Origin of the sequence: Flagellimonas aequoris, from assembly GCF_003584165.1 — a bacterium.
GTDB lineage: Bacteria > Bacteroidota > Bacteroidia > Flavobacteriales > Flavobacteriaceae > Flagellimonas > Flagellimonas aequoris.
In genome coordinates, this window is sequence record NZ_QXFJ01000025.1 from 1 (window position 1) to 15,875 (window position 15,875).

At 42.9% G+C, this 15,875-nt stretch carries 15 protein-coding genes and 1 pseudogene; 5 read left to right on the forward strand and 11 right to left on the reverse strand.

Going from position 1 to position 15,875, the window contains the following annotated elements; genetic code table 11:
* A pseudogene (locus D2U88_RS19535) lies at positions 1–239 on the forward strand (IS21 family transposase); the annotation flags it as partial.
* A 23-nt stretch (positions 240–262) separates the two neighbouring features.
* Positions 263–1,000, forward strand: a complete 738-nt coding sequence (gene istB, locus D2U88_RS11120; protein WP_119608405.1) for an IS21-like element helper ATPase IstB — start codon at positions 263–265, stop codon at positions 998–1,000.
* 147 nt (positions 1,001–1,147) lie between these two features.
* Here the strand turns inward: istB and D2U88_RS11125 are convergent, their stop codons facing one another.
* The 7 genes from D2U88_RS11125 to D2U88_RS11155 form a co-directional block, all read right to left on the reverse strand.
* Positions 1,148–2,032 carry a phospholipase A gene (locus D2U88_RS11125; protein ID WP_235855778.1) on the reverse strand — a complete coding sequence of 295 codons (885 nt, stop codon included), beginning with the start codon at positions 2,030–2,032 and terminating at the stop codon, positions 1,148–1,150.
* Between the two features lie 156 nt (positions 2,033–2,188).
* Positions 2,189–3,211 (reverse strand): zinc-dependent alcohol dehydrogenase, encoded by a 1,023-nt coding sequence (locus tag D2U88_RS11130; RefSeq protein ID WP_119640667.1) that lies wholly within the window; start codon positions 3,209–3,211, stop codon positions 2,189–2,191.
* A 42-nt stretch (positions 3,212–3,253) separates the two neighbouring features.
* Positions 3,254–4,585: a TolC family protein gene (locus tag D2U88_RS11135; protein ID WP_119640668.1), complete on the reverse strand. Its 1,332-nt coding sequence runs from the start codon at positions 4,583–4,585 to the stop codon at positions 3,254–3,256.
* Positions 4,575–7,676, reverse strand: coding sequence for an efflux RND transporter permease subunit (locus D2U88_RS11140; RefSeq protein ID WP_119640669.1), 3,102 nt, complete (start codon positions 7,674–7,676; stop codon positions 4,575–4,577). Before D2U88_RS11140 ends, D2U88_RS11135 begins: the two co-directional genes overlap by 11 nt.
* A gap of 13 nt (positions 7,677–7,689) precedes the next feature.
* On the reverse strand, positions 7,690–8,739 hold the full coding sequence (locus D2U88_RS11145) for an efflux RND transporter periplasmic adaptor subunit (protein WP_235855779.1): 1,050 nt from the start codon (positions 8,737–8,739) through the stop codon (positions 7,690–7,692).
* Positions 8,740–8,800: 61 nt separating this feature from the next.
* On the reverse strand, positions 8,801–9,385 hold the full coding sequence (locus D2U88_RS11150; protein ID WP_119640670.1) for a TetR/AcrR family transcriptional regulator: 585 nt from the start codon (positions 9,383–9,385) through the stop codon (positions 8,801–8,803).
* Between the two features lie 98 nt (positions 9,386–9,483).
* Entirely contained in the window at positions 9,484–10,521 is a 1,038-nt protein-coding gene (locus D2U88_RS11155; protein WP_220473500.1) for an adenylate/guanylate cyclase domain-containing protein, read from the reverse strand.
* A 423-nt stretch (positions 10,522–10,944) separates the two neighbouring features.
* On the opposite strand from D2U88_RS11155, the gene D2U88_RS19880 reads away from it, so the two are divergent.
* Positions 10,945–11,061, forward strand: a complete 117-nt coding sequence (locus D2U88_RS19880) for a hypothetical protein (protein WP_417935286.1) — start codon at positions 10,945–10,947, stop codon at positions 11,059–11,061.
* A gap of 945 nt (positions 11,062–12,006) precedes the next feature.
* On the opposite strand, the gene D2U88_RS11160 is transcribed toward D2U88_RS19880, so the two are convergent.
* Both D2U88_RS11160 and D2U88_RS11165 read right to left on the reverse strand, forming a co-directional pair.
* Positions 12,007–12,831 (reverse strand): IS3 family transposase, encoded by an 825-nt coding sequence (locus tag D2U88_RS11160; RefSeq protein ID WP_235855780.1) that lies wholly within the window; start codon positions 12,829–12,831, stop codon positions 12,007–12,009.
* A 124-nt stretch (positions 12,832–12,955) separates the two neighbouring features.
* Positions 12,956–13,324, reverse strand: a complete 369-nt coding sequence (locus tag D2U88_RS11165) for a transposase (protein ID WP_119640673.1) — start codon at positions 13,322–13,324, stop codon at positions 12,956–12,958.
* A gap of 112 nt (positions 13,325–13,436) precedes the next feature.
* Between D2U88_RS11165 and D2U88_RS11170 the strand changes: the two genes are divergently transcribed.
* Positions 13,437–13,649, forward strand: coding sequence for a hypothetical protein (locus D2U88_RS11170; RefSeq protein ID WP_119640674.1), 213 nt, complete (start codon positions 13,437–13,439; stop codon positions 13,647–13,649).
* Between the two features lie 220 nt (positions 13,650–13,869).
* Here the strand turns inward: D2U88_RS11170 and D2U88_RS11175 are convergent, their stop codons facing one another.
* A complete protein-coding gene (locus D2U88_RS11175; RefSeq protein ID WP_119640675.1) occupies positions 13,870–14,664 on the reverse strand; it encodes a nucleotidyl transferase AbiEii/AbiGii toxin family protein in 795 nt (264 codons plus the stop codon).
* On the reverse strand, positions 14,664–14,984 hold the full coding sequence (locus D2U88_RS11180) for a DUF6922 domain-containing protein (protein ID WP_119640676.1): 321 nt from the start codon (positions 14,982–14,984) through the stop codon (positions 14,664–14,666). Before D2U88_RS11180 ends, D2U88_RS11175 begins: the two co-directional genes overlap by 1 nt.
* Positions 14,985–15,359: 375 nt before the next feature.
* Between D2U88_RS11180 and D2U88_RS11190 the strand changes: the two genes are divergently transcribed.
* Positions 15,360–15,707, forward strand: coding sequence for a plasmid mobilization protein (locus D2U88_RS11190; RefSeq protein ID WP_119638764.1), 348 nt, complete (start codon positions 15,360–15,362; stop codon positions 15,705–15,707).
* The last annotated feature ends 168 nt before the right edge of the window (positions 15,708–15,875 follow it).

Genomic DNA, 15,875 nt, shown 5'->3' on the forward strand with positions numbered 1-15,875 from the left:
AGAAGCAGCATCCCGAACAATCCTATAAATCCTGTCTTGGCGTACTGCACCTTGCTAAGAAATATGGCAGGGACCGTCTTGACAGCGCCTGTAGAAGGGCAACGGAATATGGTGCATATAATTACAATATGGTCGAGCGCATCCTAAAAAAGGGCTGGGACAAGCTTGATGAGGGCGCCGATGATAATCTGGAAATGCCCGAGCACCAGAACATACGGGGCGGAAAATATTATGAATAGGGACAAATACTTAAATACTACATATGAACGAAAGGACAATACAACAGATGAAGGAGCTCAGGCTCCATGGCATGCACAGGGCATTTGAAACGACCTTGGGGCCCAACGGAACGGACACCGACTATACCAATGACGAGATCATTGCCTACCTCGTACAATGCGAGTGGGACGACCGCCATAACCGCAGGATAGAACGCCTGACCAGATCGGCGCGCTTTAGGTATGCTGCCGTTATGGAGGCGGTGGATTACAGACCTTCCAGACAATTGGACAAAAACCAGGTACAGCGCCTTGGCAACTGCGATTTTATCAAAAAGAGGGAGAATGTCCTCATTACCGGGAGCACCGGGGTCGGCAAAAGCTATCTGGCCTCCGCAATCGGCCACCAGGCCTGTTCCATGGGGAAAAAGGTCATGTACTTCAACACGGCCAAGCTCTTTACCATGTTGAAGACCTCAAAAGCTGACGGTTCCTATCCTAAACAGATAGGCAAGCTTGAAAAACAGGACCTACTGATACTTGATGACTTCGGGCTCAAGCCACTGGACAATATCAACAGGCATGCGCTCATGGAGATCATCGAGGATCGTCACGGACAGAGATCGACCATAATTGCATCACAATTGCCCGTATCAAAATGGCACGACATCATCGGGGAGAGAACTCTGGCCGACGCCATACTCGACCGTTTGGTACACACGGCACACAGAATCGACATAAAAGGTGAATCAATGAGAAGAAAATTGAAAAATAAAAACTAAGTTTAACCCACGGACAGGTCAAATCCAAGCAGTTGATTTACACTGCTCATTTTCATCCGGCGCGGGTGGCTCAGTTTACCCGGCTCATCCACCCAAAGGTTATTCGTCCGATAAACGCTTGGATTTAAAATTGTATGTTTAAAAATTTTACCTGTTGGGCTTTTTATTTTTCTTTCGCTTTAAAATATTGAGGTCAGGAGATTTGATTAAATACCCCAAGCGTATCATACTTCTGCTCTGGTCATAGGTTATCAAACTTTCCCCATATCCTGTGTACCACTCCAGCATAAGGTGCTGGTTTGTGGTTTCAGACAACCTTAAAGATAACCTGGTCCTTACACGACCTTTCCAGTCCCATTGATTTCCCTTTCGCATGTTGACATCCAGCTTTAGCTTGTCGCTGAAATCGTAGAAGAAACTAAGCTCGCCGAAACCTATATAATTCAAGAGGTCTGGGTTGTCCTCCTTATAGACAAATGGTAACCAACCTTTGATCCCTACCATTAATTTTTCACCTAATCTGGTATTGTAGTTAAGGGAGAGGCTGTTCCAGCTCCTGGAATAGATACTATCCCTACCATTGGACTCGTGTTCCAGTTTCATTTCCACTAAGCCTTTTAGCCTATCGTGCCGATCAAAAACTGGAGCACCCAGCCCGATACCAGGATTAAAGTTCACTTCCTGAAAAGGGCTGGAAAATTCATACACATTCCAGAATGCCTTCTGTGTATAGGTAAGGAATAAGTGGGAGTTAAAAGGAAGTTCGCCCCTTAGGATAAGCTGTTTAAAACTTATTTGATATTTGGCATCAGCAGTTTCTTTTGAGATACTTGAATTTGTGGGTACACCTGTTATGAAATACGCGTCCTTATATATTGAAAAGGAAGGGAGTACTGTATCCAGCACCTGGTTTTTTGTTGGGTAATCGCTCTGGGAATGGACTACTTGGCCAAGAAAGAGGAGTACAAAGATAAAATGGATGACAACTGCCGTTTTGGGCATTTTGCCGTACTTATGGGTTCTATGATTCATAGGTGCTATTATAGCATTTGTTGAATGTCAGGGCTTTTTAGAACAAGAGCTCGTTTTAATTCGGTGAACTTTAATCCAGAGGTTATTGATCCTGACTTCAATTTTTGACATCTATTGATGAGAAAATCAGGGACTAAAGTCAAGATCAATTATATATTAGGATATAGCTACCAGTACCTTGATGGACTTTTGACTATCGGCCTGGGTTTCAAACGCCTGGGGAAGTTCTTTCAACGCGTACTCATGCGTGACGATAGAGGTGAGGTCCACCTTCCCTGAAGATACCAGATCGATGACCTGAATCATTTCTTCACTGGTATATGCAAAGGAACCCTGAACCGTAAGTGCTTTCTGCAAAACAAGATGGCTAATGTCGATTTCAATTTTCTGAGGATAAGTGGCCAAAATAATGAGCTTTCCTTTTATCCTCAATCCGTTTAACGCATCGATAAAGACGGAAGGAACCCCGCTACATTCAAATGCGGCATCAAGATTGGGCAATTCCATACCAAAGAGCGATGGGGTACTACCCAGTTTTTCTATAAGGAAATCCTGTAAACCCATCTTTGCAGAGGATGGGTTGAATGTGATGGTGGCACCCAGTTCCCTTGCCTTTTCTAATCGCTTATCGCTCACGTCGCTTGCAATGATGGTTTTAACACCTTTTGAAGCTAATGAAGCTATGGTGGCCAGGCCTATGGTACCTGCACCAAAAACGATGGCATTGGTCTCTTTTTTTACCGCTACCAGGTTAACGCCGGCGTAGCCCACGGTCAATGGTTCAATAAGCGCTCCCTGTTCTTTGCTGATATTTTCAGGAATAGGGATAACATTGACGTTTCTGGCAGCATTTTCTACGTGTATATAATTTGCAAAGCCGCCCGGTTTAAGTCCCAGCCCTATGCCGTTGACCATTGGGTTTACCACTACTCGCATTCCCGGGGATAAGCCTTTCACATTTTGGCCTACCTCATTGATAACACCGGTAAACTCGTGTCCCAATACAGAACCGGGCGGTACAATTTCTGAATGATAAAAGTGTATATCAGATCCGCAGATCCCTGCTTTTGAAACTTTGATGATTACCCCATCATCCGTATTCTTTGGTCTTGAGGATTCGTCAACACGTATATCGTGCACTCCGTGAAAAACCCCTTGTAAATTTTTTTCTTGGTTCATAATGTGTGATTTAAGTTAAGGTTACCTGTTTTTGACAAATAGTTAATATTTTTTTTCTTTGTTTACTTCCGGTACTTCCAGTTGATCCGTTTGGTATAGGTACACCGCTTCTGCTTCCTCGTAATCTGCAAAAGCACTAACCAATTCAGTTTTGGCCTCCTGAAACAAGGCCTGTGCGTTCAATAATTCCGTGAGGTTGCTTAACCCACTGTTGTAATTATCACGATTTACGTTCAAATTTTCCCGGGTATAGTTTAGGTTTTCCGACGCATACAGAATTTTCTTGTAGGCATCAGATAGGTCGTACCAACTTTTCATAATCCCCACTTTTAACTGGTCCTTTCCATCCCTTAGATCATTGATGGCTATTTCTTCTTGAATCTGCTTTTGCCTGACCTTTTCTTTTTCCGGGCCCCACCAGGCAGATATGGGGATGCTCACGGTGGCAAAGGCCATGGGCAGGAAGTTTCCATCAAAACTATTGTCAAAGGAGCCAAACCTGCTGCCACTTACTCCCACGGCCACGCTGGGCAGCAGGTCACCTTTTTCCAATTGGGTTTGAAGCCTGGCGGCCTCAATGGATTTCTCCAGTAATTGATAGTTGCTGTTGTTGTTTAGGTCAAGATTGGGCTGACTGTAGTTAAAAAGGGGCATTGACCTAACAGAGATGGTGTCAACAGCAACCATCGTGGTGTCAAATGGAATACCGGTATAGAGCGTAAGGTCCAGCAGGGCAATGTTCCGCTGGTTTTTTAGCTTGCTTTTTTGAAGTAAAAGCTTGCTGAGTTCAACCCTAACCCTGAGCAAATCGTTTTTTGCGATCAGCCCTGCATCCAGTAGGTCCTGCTGTTGTTTCAACAATCCCTCCAGGTAATCTTCGTTTGCGTTCAATACCTTTTTTTGTTCCTGTGCCTTTACGAGGCGCCAGTACTTTTGTTCGGTGAGCAGTACTACAGAATCAACCGACTGCCTGGCCCTAATGCGGCTTACCTCTCCTTGAAGGTCTGCAAGGGCGCTCCCGGTTCGTACTTTCCCTCCCGCGTACACGGTTTCCGTTGCGGTGATCCCTGCGAAATAAAAATTGTCGATTCCATCCGGCAACGTCTCCGGTACGGGAGGTATCAAATCTTCAAACGCATAAATTCCCGTTGCGCTACCTTCAATGGTAGGTAGATAATTTGCTATGGCCTCCCGTCTGGCGGCTTCGGCCTTTTCTATACGTAAATTGCCATTTTTGATGTCATTGCTATACGTTAATGCTGCCTTTTTGCTTTCATCCAGGCTGATGGACTTTTGTTGTGCCCACAGATTGCCTTTTCCGAAAATAAATAGGGAAAGCAGTAGCGTTATAAATATGCTCTTTTTAGTGCGCATTGGTTTCAGCTTTTATGTTTTCATCTTTTCTAAAAAATAGCCAGTAAAGTACGGGCAGTACAAACAGTGTCAATACCATAGACATCATTAGTCCAAAGGCTATTACCGTGCCCAGAGGCCCCCACAGATTAGATCGGCTTACGATCATGGGTATCACGCCCACCGCGGCAGCCGATGAGGTGAGGAAGATGGGTCGCATTCTGCGTTGAGCGGCTTGAATGGCAGCTTCTCTATAAGTCAGATTGTTTTTAGCCCTTATTTCGTTAGCAAAATCGATAAGAATGATACCGTTACGCACCACAATTCCACAGAGGGCGAGAATGCCCAAGAACGAGGTAAATCCAAAAGGATAATCCATTAACCAAAGCCCCAGGGCCGCTCCAAAAATGCTCAGGGGCATCGTCAGAAAGCTCAAAAATGCAGGTTTGAGACTTTTAAAATGCCATAGAAGGATCAAGAATATGATGATTACGCTCATAAATAATGAGAGCCCCATGGGAACAAGGTTTTCCTGCTGCATTTCAAATTCCCCACCGTATTCTACTTTCACGTCATCAGGAATATCCAGCTCATCGATCCTGGGCTGTAAGTTTGCCAATACTTCATTCGCAATGGCATCTTTTTCAATATCCACGCGAACGGTCAAGCAACGCATACCGTTTCTCCTTACGATTTGTTCCTGATGCCATTGGGGCTGAACTCTTGCTACCTGCCTAAGTGGCACCGTAGTTCGCTTTTGAGGCGCGACTACTGCCATTTCTTCCAGTGCAGAGATATTACTATCGCCTGTATTATCAGTCTTAATCTTCACATTTATGGGATAATCTGCATCCCATAATTGCGTGGCAGTCACGCCCTCTAAATTCATGCTTACGGAATTGGCAATGTCATTGCGGTTGAGCCCTAACCTAGCAGCATCATTTTCTTTGATATCCAGTTCAACAGATTCTTGTGCGTTACCATAATTGGTTCTTGACCAGATGGTATTGGGCGTGGTCCTGGCGATGTTGATGATGCGGTCGCCCAAACTTTTCAATTGCGGGATATCATCACCATACAATCTCACCTCTACGGGGGCGGGATTAGAGATCATATCGAGTTGTTTCATCCGGATATGTGCCGAAGGAAACATGGAGGTATATTTGCTGTTGTATTCTCTCAGAAGCTCTTCGGTAGCTTCATCAGAAGTTGTGTTGATAAGTATCTGGGCGTAATTCTTGCCCGGTAGGTTAGGGGCATAAAGGGTATGGAATCTGGGTGAGCTTTCGCCGATAAAACTGGTATACGAGGCAATGCGCTCTTCTTTAGCCAGAATCTTCTCAAATTGCTTTACCACACTGTCCGTCTTTTTGAGATTGTATCCCTTTGCCAGGGTTATCTCAATGGCAAACTGGTCCCGCTCGATTACCGGGAAGAGCTGCTGTTTTACAAAGACACCCATAATGGCCATCCCTATCAAGATGGATACAATGCCAGCGGTTAAGGTGAGCTTATAATGTTTTACGGCTATCTGTACATATTTGTCAAAGAAGGATTGGACCCTGTCCAGAAATGATTTTTTATCTTTTTTGTCTTCTGCTTCATGAAGTCCCTTTTTGATGAAAACGGTGTTGACAAAAGGTATCAAAAGGATGGAGATGATCAGGGAAAGGAAAAGGGCAATCATTATGGTCCAGGGGAACGCGCTTATAAAATCAGACGCCACGCCTTGCATGAAGAAAACGAGAGGCAGGAAGGTAGCACTGATGGCAATCGTTGCCGTGAATACGGAAGGGAACAGCTCAATCGCACTGTTTCTGGCGGCCTCCCATACTGACTGTCCGTGGTCCAGTTTTTCAACATGATTGTCTATGACCACGATGGGGTCATCTACCACGATCCCAAGCACGATGATGAGTGCCGCCAGTGTAACCGTGTTCAACTCAAGGCCAAAAAGGTACATCATGGCCAGGGTGGCCGCAATGGTTACCGGGATGGTCGCCGCGGCTACCGAAGCTATCCTGAAAGGCAGTAACAGCATGGCAACAATAACCACCCCTATCAAGGCATAGGCAAATTCTTTCATGAAGTGGCTTATGGAATGATGAACGATCTTGGGCTGGTCTGCTAATCTGGTAATCTTGATGTCAGCGGGAAGTCTGTTTTTAAGTTTTGTAAGGTGCTCATCCACTTCATCGCCGAACTGCACAATATTATTACCTGATGCCATTTCTAGGGTAATGATCATGCTTTTTGTGCCGTTTACCGTGATGTAGGAGTCGGGATCCTCATATTCACGCTTAATTTTAGCAAGGTCTTGTAGGCGAATTGCGTGACCATTGTCATCTACCTTGATGACCTGCTGGGCAATATCGCTTTCCGTTTTAAAGAACGTATTAAGATGTATGGGCCTGTCTATCGTTTTCCCGTCTAAGGTTCCTGCAGGACTTATTGCTCCCTGTTGTTTGAGGCTTTGCATGATCTGGCCCGGGCCTATGCCATATTGAGCGAGTTTGTTATTGTCCACATATATGGCTACCTGCTCGGTCAGGCCTCCGGAATGGCTTATCTTGGCAATATCATCCAGCTGTCTCAGATCATCTTCTATTTCCTCTACATGACGCTCCAGATCCTTATATGGCCTAGATTCTGATTCTACGGCAAGAATCATAGCGGCAGTACTACCAAAATCACTGTTAACAACTACTCCCTGGACTTCATCGGGGAGTTGGGACTGCTGGAAAATAAGGATGTCACTTTTTAATTTGTTCCAAAATTGCTGAGTTGAATTGTGATCTATGCGGTTTGCTATTTCCACATAGAGATACATCATCCCGTCCCTGGAATAGGAGTAGGTCTTTGCCTTGTTCACCTCATTATAACTGAATAGGAATTGTTCTACCTTAGAGGTAAGCTGTTCCTCCACCTGCTCTGAAGAAGCCCCGGGATAAAATCCGATGACAAGGCCTTGCCGTATGGTAAATTCAGGAAATTCATTTCTGGGCATGTTGAACAACCCGAAAATCCCGACCGCAAATAAGACAAATGCCAGAGCCAATGGAAAGACACTGTTTTTCATTGCCCATTCTATAATAGAACCGCTCTTTTTCATCAATATCTAATTTTTATTTTATTATCTGAATAGGAGTTTTATCGGTAAGCTTGTGATATCCGGACGTAATCAATAGGTCTCCATCTTTGAGCCCTTCAGTGACCGCGATGCCATTGTTGTACAGCTTCCCAGTCTTGATTTGTTGCCTGTACGCATTATTTGCCTCGTTGTCTGCCAGATACACAAATTGATTTCCTTTTTCGTCTGCATAGACGGCTTCTACCGGGACAATGAAGGTCATAGTGCTCTCTTTCCTTTCATTGTTCAAGACAATTGAGCAGGACATGCCGGGCTTGATCCTTCGGTCTGGATTGTCTATGTTTATTTTAGCGGTATAGGTGGGATTGTCCTGCGCTGTCTGGATTGAAACTTCATCAACAACGCCCATAAATTCTTCATCGTCAAGCGCTTCAATGGTCACCCTGGCCGGGTCACCCTTTTTATAGTTGTTTATCTCTTCATCTGGGATGGGTACCGAGGCTTTGACCACATCGATTTGTAGAAGCTTAAGGACTGGTTTGCCTGGGCTGGCAAGGTCTCCTGCCTCGAGCATTTTTTCGCCTATGTATCCGCTTACCGGGGCGAATATTTTAGTGTGTTTGATATTTTGGTAAGTGGCGTCCGCAGAGGATTTGGCTTGCTGATAGTTTGACCGGGCTTCGATCATTTTTATTTCTGCAATGCTCCCTTTTTCAAAAACCTCTTTTGTACGCAGGTAATTTTCTTTTGCCAGTTCTGCTTGGGCCGCTTGGGCTTGATATTGATTTCTGTAGGTAGTTTCATCAATTTCTGCCAGTAAAGTACCTTTAATTACAAAAGAACCCATTGCGACCGGTACCCTTTCAACAGTACCGGATACCTGAAAACTCAGGGTTATGGATTTGCTTGGGTTGATTATACCGCTGTACCCTATAGCCCGATAGCGCTGCTGACTATTTTCGCCACTTATGGTAGTGACCTTGACCTTAATAGGTTCTGCTTCACGTGTTTCAATTTTGTCCCCGCAACCGGTGAATGTTAAAGTCAATACTACATAGGATATAAGCACAAAGTTTGATTTCATTATAACAGATTTAAACATTAAACAAATTTTGTATTATTGTCTAAAATATTTTAAAAAAAAACTATTTTAGACCTTTGACCAAAAGATTAATTAGCCAATATAATTTATCGCTCAAGTTGTCGATAGAACCGTAGAGTAGCATTTCTTTTTCTAAACTACTTATAGCGGTAACAATGGCCAATGCTAAGAAATTAAGGTTATCATCTTCGATGGGTAGTATATCTTCGGATTCTATGGCGCAAACTATCATATTCTTAACGAGTTTGATTTCTTTTTGTGCTACAATCCTAATTACTTTGGCAATTAGTTCTTTATTTTCCTTGATGTCAGTGAGTAAATGAACGTATTCATTGGATTTTTTTTCGATTTGCTCCAGTTTACAACGATTATAAAGAACGAGATTTTCTGAAAGCGATTTTGATTTTTTAATTTGCATTTCTGCTGGTTTCAAAATAGCAGAATATTCTTCAATAGCCACCTGTTCAAAAACTTCATATTTATTATTAAAATAATAATACAGCGTGCTTCTTCCTTTCCCTGCAGCATCGGCAATATCGTTCATGGTCACCTTTTCATAACCGTATTGCCTGAAGACAGCTTTGGAAGCTTCGATTATATTTGCCCTATTTATTTCGTCTTTGTTCATAATTCGACAAATATACAAATAATGTCGAATAAACATTTTTTTTTCGATTTTAAAATCCTACCTTCTAAATTTGTTTTCCTAATCTTTTCATTAAGATGCTAAAAATGAGTGTGTAGTGTAAATATTTTTTCTTTATTCTTTTTACCTCTCAATTTCACCTCATCAATATACTTAGCCTGAATGCACCTGCTGTCTATAATTTCAACTATTGACTCTGTAACCAGCAATTTTTGGTTATAGATGTTGCATAGACCTTGTATTCTTGCGGCTGTATTGAGTACATCGCCATGGTAGGCAACTTCTGTTTTTAAACTACCTACTTCTGCCACCGTGACGTATCCTCCATGGAGCGAGGCTTTAAAGATGGGTTTATGATTATAATTTTCCATATAATAATCTTGTCTCATAAGAAGAAGCCTTTCAAATTCAAAAAAGATAATTATACAATTTATATTTTTTAATCCATTCTGTTTTCTCCAGGTTAGCACGGCCTCGTCACCCACAAATTGGTAGATAGATGCATGATACGTAAGAAGTATATCGGATAGGTCACTAAAGCAATCCTGAATAAATTTGCTAAATTTAATATGGCCAAGCTCCTCTGCTATTTTAGAAGATGATTGTAGGTCTAAAAACATAAATATCCTTTCTTCTTCTATAGGATGGTGGTACTTACCCTTAATCAAATTGAGAATAACTCCAGGACCGGAGCGTCTATTTATAAAAAGTATGAAGTTCATAAATGCACCAATAATGACCATGTATAACAATAGAATAAAAAATGATCTTGACAGAAAAAAATCTAGGCTTAGAATTAAACCTTCAGATATTTCAAACCCTTTTAAGTAGCTAACTCCACAAAGTGAAATCATAATTATGAGCACAAGTAACGATATGAAAATTATGGTGCGATAAACAATGCTTATGGCAAAAGACTTTTTTTTGGTAAAACGAGGGTAGATAAATATTTCTAAAATACCCAACCCCGCCCCTGTGCAGAAAGAGGCTAGGGTAGCCCAAAGAAAAATATTTTCAATTTCCCCAAGACCTATTTCTACTAATGCATTGGTAGACCCACTGTACCGAATAAGAATGTAGAGATTTCCCGCACCAATCCAGTAGAGTATTATGAACAAAACTTCCTGTAACTTATATCTGGTCTTTGACGTCATTTATTTTTAGACTAAAATATAATTTTTGTCTAAAAAATCATGAATATAAGTTTTCAGAAATATAAATACCATAATTGATTCTTTACATTCTTCTTTTAAGTGATGTTTGATTTTAATTTAATCATGTCTTCCGCTCAATTATTTGAAATAAGCTCTGTAGTTAAAATAATGGGATGACCTTTGGTTGCTGAAATTGGCGCAAATTAATTCCCTTCATCAAAATTATCTTGCTACACACGATTTGTACTTTTTGTTTTTAGGATTTAAAATTTCTTGAAAGTTTAAAATATAAGAATCGATAGTATGATTTTAATTCTCATCATTCCATTCGTTTGCAAGCTATTTTGATGGAATGTAAGGTTATCCACTGCGACTATTTTGATGGAAATGCCAAAATATTCAGTTCTTGAAATGATTTTGGTTGAAAATCTTGATTTTAATAAGCTGTACAGACTGAGCAAGCAAATAGAAACAAAAATTAATATACTATTAGGTTTAAAGTAAGGATATTAGTGACTAAATGGACAGTGAAGTGACTTTGTGAATCTCGCATTACGCATATTCTAGCCGCTAGCAGTCAGACTAAACTTTCCACGAGATTAAACCATTTTAATCTAAACATGTATAATTGAAAAATCTTATGACTTTAATATGAGAATTCTTATTTATACTGTAGTCATGACACTCTTTTTAAGTTCGTGTTCAAGAAGCGACGATATCCAACCCAATGAGCCAAAAACGAACTGGAAGGGCCTATCGGTAAACCTTTGAGTGGCTACGGTTCGGACGGAAGCCACACCATAGAAACAAAATTTTTTTCTAGCCCAAATTTTCCGGGTAAAAATATTGTAATTTATTATCCAAAGGGTATCACATTGCCCGTTCCGACCATATTTTACAGTCACGCTTATTGGATTAGCCGGGCAAACTGAACCACCCTCGCCGGATTAAACTGAACATAGCAAATGAAGTGCTCGGATCTGATGTTTTCTTATTTTATGGCATCCCAAAGACAAGGCAAGACAAGTCCCAATTCAAATCATAAATACTCTGTCAACCTTTGTTATTTGTAGTACGATGGTGCACCCTTTGGGTGCACTTTCGTGGAAAGGGAGGAAGAAGAAAAGGGTGGATATTTCCCTGTATCTCAATCTGCACGACTTTCGTGCTTATCTGATTCAAATACTACATGGATACATGTCGATTTTATCCTAACCGCATTATCTGTGGTCACTATTTTTGAACCGTTGGTTATGAACTCGAAGGGTTTGTACTATCTCTTATAATGGCCACCCCCCCCTGAAATGTATGGATGGACAACTAGTATATATTGTATATCTGTACATTTATACGATCATATATTTAAATGTATTTACCTGTCTCGTCCTGAAAAAAGTTGTCACTCAAAGCGGTTGATACTATAACAAGTTTACACATTTTTCAATAATCCTAGGTCAGGTTTACACCCAAGGTTCCCTTTGTCATCATGCAGGGGTTTGTTCCCTGATCATATTTATGTCTTTCCTTCCAATAATTTTTCCATGCCCTTGGTATCGGTCCGTGGGACATGTGGGCCGAATCGGGGGTCTGCATATTGAGGCTTAGATTGGGCCTACGGCCATTGTATGAGGAGACGATGTCCCCGAACATATCTATTGCCTCCACTTTGAGCCTTGGCCTATTGTTCTTCAGCCATTCGGTCTTCAGTATGCCGTTCACCCTTTCGGCTATTGCATTTTCCAGGGGATCCCCCTTTTCTGTCATACTGATCCCGATGCCGGTACCCTTAAGGATGTTTATGTACCTGTCGCAGCAATACTGGATGCCCCTGTCCGAATGGTGCACCGGTTTGGGACCGGTCCCATGCGGCAACTGTGATATGGCCATGTTCAGGGCACCGATCGCACCGGAGGCCGTTAGTTTTGGGGATATGTCCCATCCTATTATCTTCCTGGAATATGCGTCCGTGACGAGCGCAAGGTACATGAATCCCTCCATCGTATCGATATAGGTTATGTCACTGACCCAGAGCTGGTGCGGGGCATCGACCGTCATCTCCCTTGCCAGGTTGGGGTACCGCCGAAACGGATGACGTGAATTGGTGATCCTTGCCTTGCCCCTGGAGCGTCGCAGCAGCATCGAGTTTTCCCGCAGGAGGGTGAAGAGCGCATGCCTGCCCATCGTGACCTGTTGTGGGCGGGATGGTCCGAAGATGATGCTATGGAGCTTGCGCACGCCCACGCCAGGAAGTATGGCGCGCTCATTCCGAACCATCTCGAGCACCAACTGCTTTCGGCAAGTATCCTGTACTCGTATCTCAAAAACTTATAATAGGCCTGTCTCGTTTTGCCAAACAGTCCGCACATCGTTCCAACGCTTGTCTTGGGCATGGTCTCTTTCATTTCTTGGACTGTTTGGCACCAGACTTTTTTCTGATGTTGATTTTAAGGTCCCTTTCCGCAATGTCTATCATTTTGTTGGCGGCAAGGTTTTTGAGCTTCTCGCTTGCCAGATCGGACTCAAGTTCCCTGATCCTGGCCAGCATCCCCTCCGGGGAGTCCGGTAGGACAGTTGGGGCCGGTTCCTTGGTGGTGCCGTCGTTCGGCAGGGCCTGGTCCGGACAGAACCTTTTCACCCATTGTTGCACGGATGAAGGTGTTTTGAGACCATACAGTTTTGCCGTTGCCGCCATGCTGAGATCCGATCCCAGATAGTGGGAGGCAACCTTTCGTTTAAAATCGTCCGAATAGGAGTTTACACTTTTCATAATTAAATTTAAATTATTGCTTCTATCATGACAACCTATTCTAGGACAAGACAACCATCAAAATGGATGTAATCGGGGCCAAAATGTACAATAATGGTTCAAAATTAAAGATATGTTGAAGGAACGGTTCTGTTCGTTGCCCATTGAAAAGAAGAGTAAAATCCACCAGATGGTAGAGCTCACCTATCATTCGTGTTGGCACGAGTGCAATGGTCTGTCCAAAAGTGAAGTGTTCAATTTGATCGTGGGACATATATACAAGAAAGAACGGGACAAACATGGGATGGAAGGCCGAAAGGGAAGTAAGGATTTTTCTGGGTACTGATAAGCTGGCCTTGAGGATTTGTTATCCCAAGGCTGTTTCTAGGGATAGCATGCCCATTTTGAGCAATGTCGATTTTCAGGTTCCTTACTTGGATACCGAGCTCTTTTGTCTTTTTCTCCCCTTCCGCTTTTTATCACTACAACGGTCATAGTGGGTCAGGTCAAACCATGTTGGAGCAAACTTTCAAAAATCGGAGCTTTCTCACTGAAAGGCTGACTTTTCATAGCCCAATCCCTTTGTTTTTCCATTTTCTCTTTCTTGAAGGAGGGGAAAAACGCAAACCTTTTGATTTTGCATAGGCCTCGACCATCGCTGCCCATCTTTGGCCAAGTTCGGGCCAAGAACCCGGAATCATTGAATTTTCCGTTAGGATAAGACGGTTGCTTTCACGTTTTCTGTCCGTTGCCCTATTGAAATTGCCCAGAGCGGACAGGTCACTGGCCAAACCACTGGGAAGTCCCTCAACGTTGAAAATGGTACCAAACTTTTTGCCGATGAACGTGTTTTCTCTTTTCATAAGCTCGGAATGCAGTTTTTCAAGGGAATACAGTCCACAGAGCAACAAAAGGTCCCCAAAATCCTTTTGGGTCCCTCGATTTGTGGCCGACACCAATTTCAATGCCCCGATGTCGAGTTCATGGATCAAACGTATGTTATTCACTATGTCAACAGGGTGGAACAATGGGACGTTTTGGATGATGTCTATTTTGATGGGGACCCCGTTCCTTTGTACGTTCACCCTGAGAAAGGCCATTTGATCGTCCCCAAAGTTTTCTTCCATGAGGCCCAAAAGGTCGTCTTTGAAGTTTGATCTGAAATAGGAACTTATTTCCCTCAATCTTTCGACCCCGACCACACCTTGGGAAAAGAGGTCGATGTCCGTTGAAACCCTATGGTTGTGCCTGATTGCGAGGTTGGTGCCACCCCCAAGGTTGAAATCCCTTAAACAATCTGCTTGCATCAATTGGAGGATTACGCTTTTCAGCTCGTCTGAAACGGCTTGGTCCGTGGCCATTATCCGAAGGAAGGGTTGTAGTTCTTCATATGGTCCGGTCTGATTCCATAACGTTCGGCCACGGCCCTGATACTGCTGTTCCCTCGGATTTGTTCGCTCCTTTTCGCGCACCGGACAATGTCACTTATCGGATACAGCCTTTCGAGAAGCTCAAAATATTTTGGGTCCCCCATGTTGCGGGACAGTACCCTTTCGATGATAAAGATCTTGTCCTTTTCTACATCAAGCACGCTGGGGTCGACATCCCAAAATACAGGCCCGGGAAAGTAACCCTTTAGGTTCTTTGCTTTGGATGATGCTATGTTGTGCGACTTTTTCATGGTTCTTTCTATACCAAATATACGAAATATCCCGGTGTCCGGCCCATGGACCCGTGTTCAATGTGACTTGGGACGAAAACAGGGCCATTGATCTAATATGGAAAATTCTGTCCAAAGGAACCTATCGGCTTTTTCTCCTTTCCATAGAAATCCTTGGTTCAAGCTCAGTGCAATTTTTGATTTTCCTTCTGAGAAGACCTTTCAATGATTTACCGTACATAAGGCCATGTACGGCAAAGCCCTTATAAGCAATCCATAGGCCATAGGTTTGTGATATAGTTGATCGGAGGTCACGAAGCAAGTTGTGTTTTTGTAAACAAAAACTGCGCACTTCGTTTACAAGTGACCTTTTGAACAATACCAAATTCATGGAAAATGGCAAGACCTAGAAAGGACATATCAAAACAAAGGACGATTGTCATCGCCTTCAGGGTTTCACAAAGCGAATACTTGATCATTACCAAAAATGCGGAGACAATCGGATTGTCCACGGCCGAATATATCCGGAGAAAATGTACTGGAAAATCCCTGCCGACCAAAAAGGTAAATCCAATGGACCGGAAACTTTTTGTCGAGCTGAGCAGGGTGGGAAACAACCTGAACCAGCTTGCCAGGGTCTCGAACTCAGGTATCCGTGCCCCGTTCAGTATATCCAAACAATTGGGGGAGGTAAAAATGTTGTTGCAACAGCTCAAATCAAATATCTCGAACAATGATAGGTAAGATAACTATAGGAAAAGATTTCTATGGTGTTCTGGTCTACAATGAAAAAAAGGTAAACGGAGGAATAGGATATGTCATCGATTCCAATATAGAGCATTCCACAGCGGTAAACATGACACAGGAATTCAATTTGATCAGGCAATTGCGTCCGGGACTTGGGAATGCGGT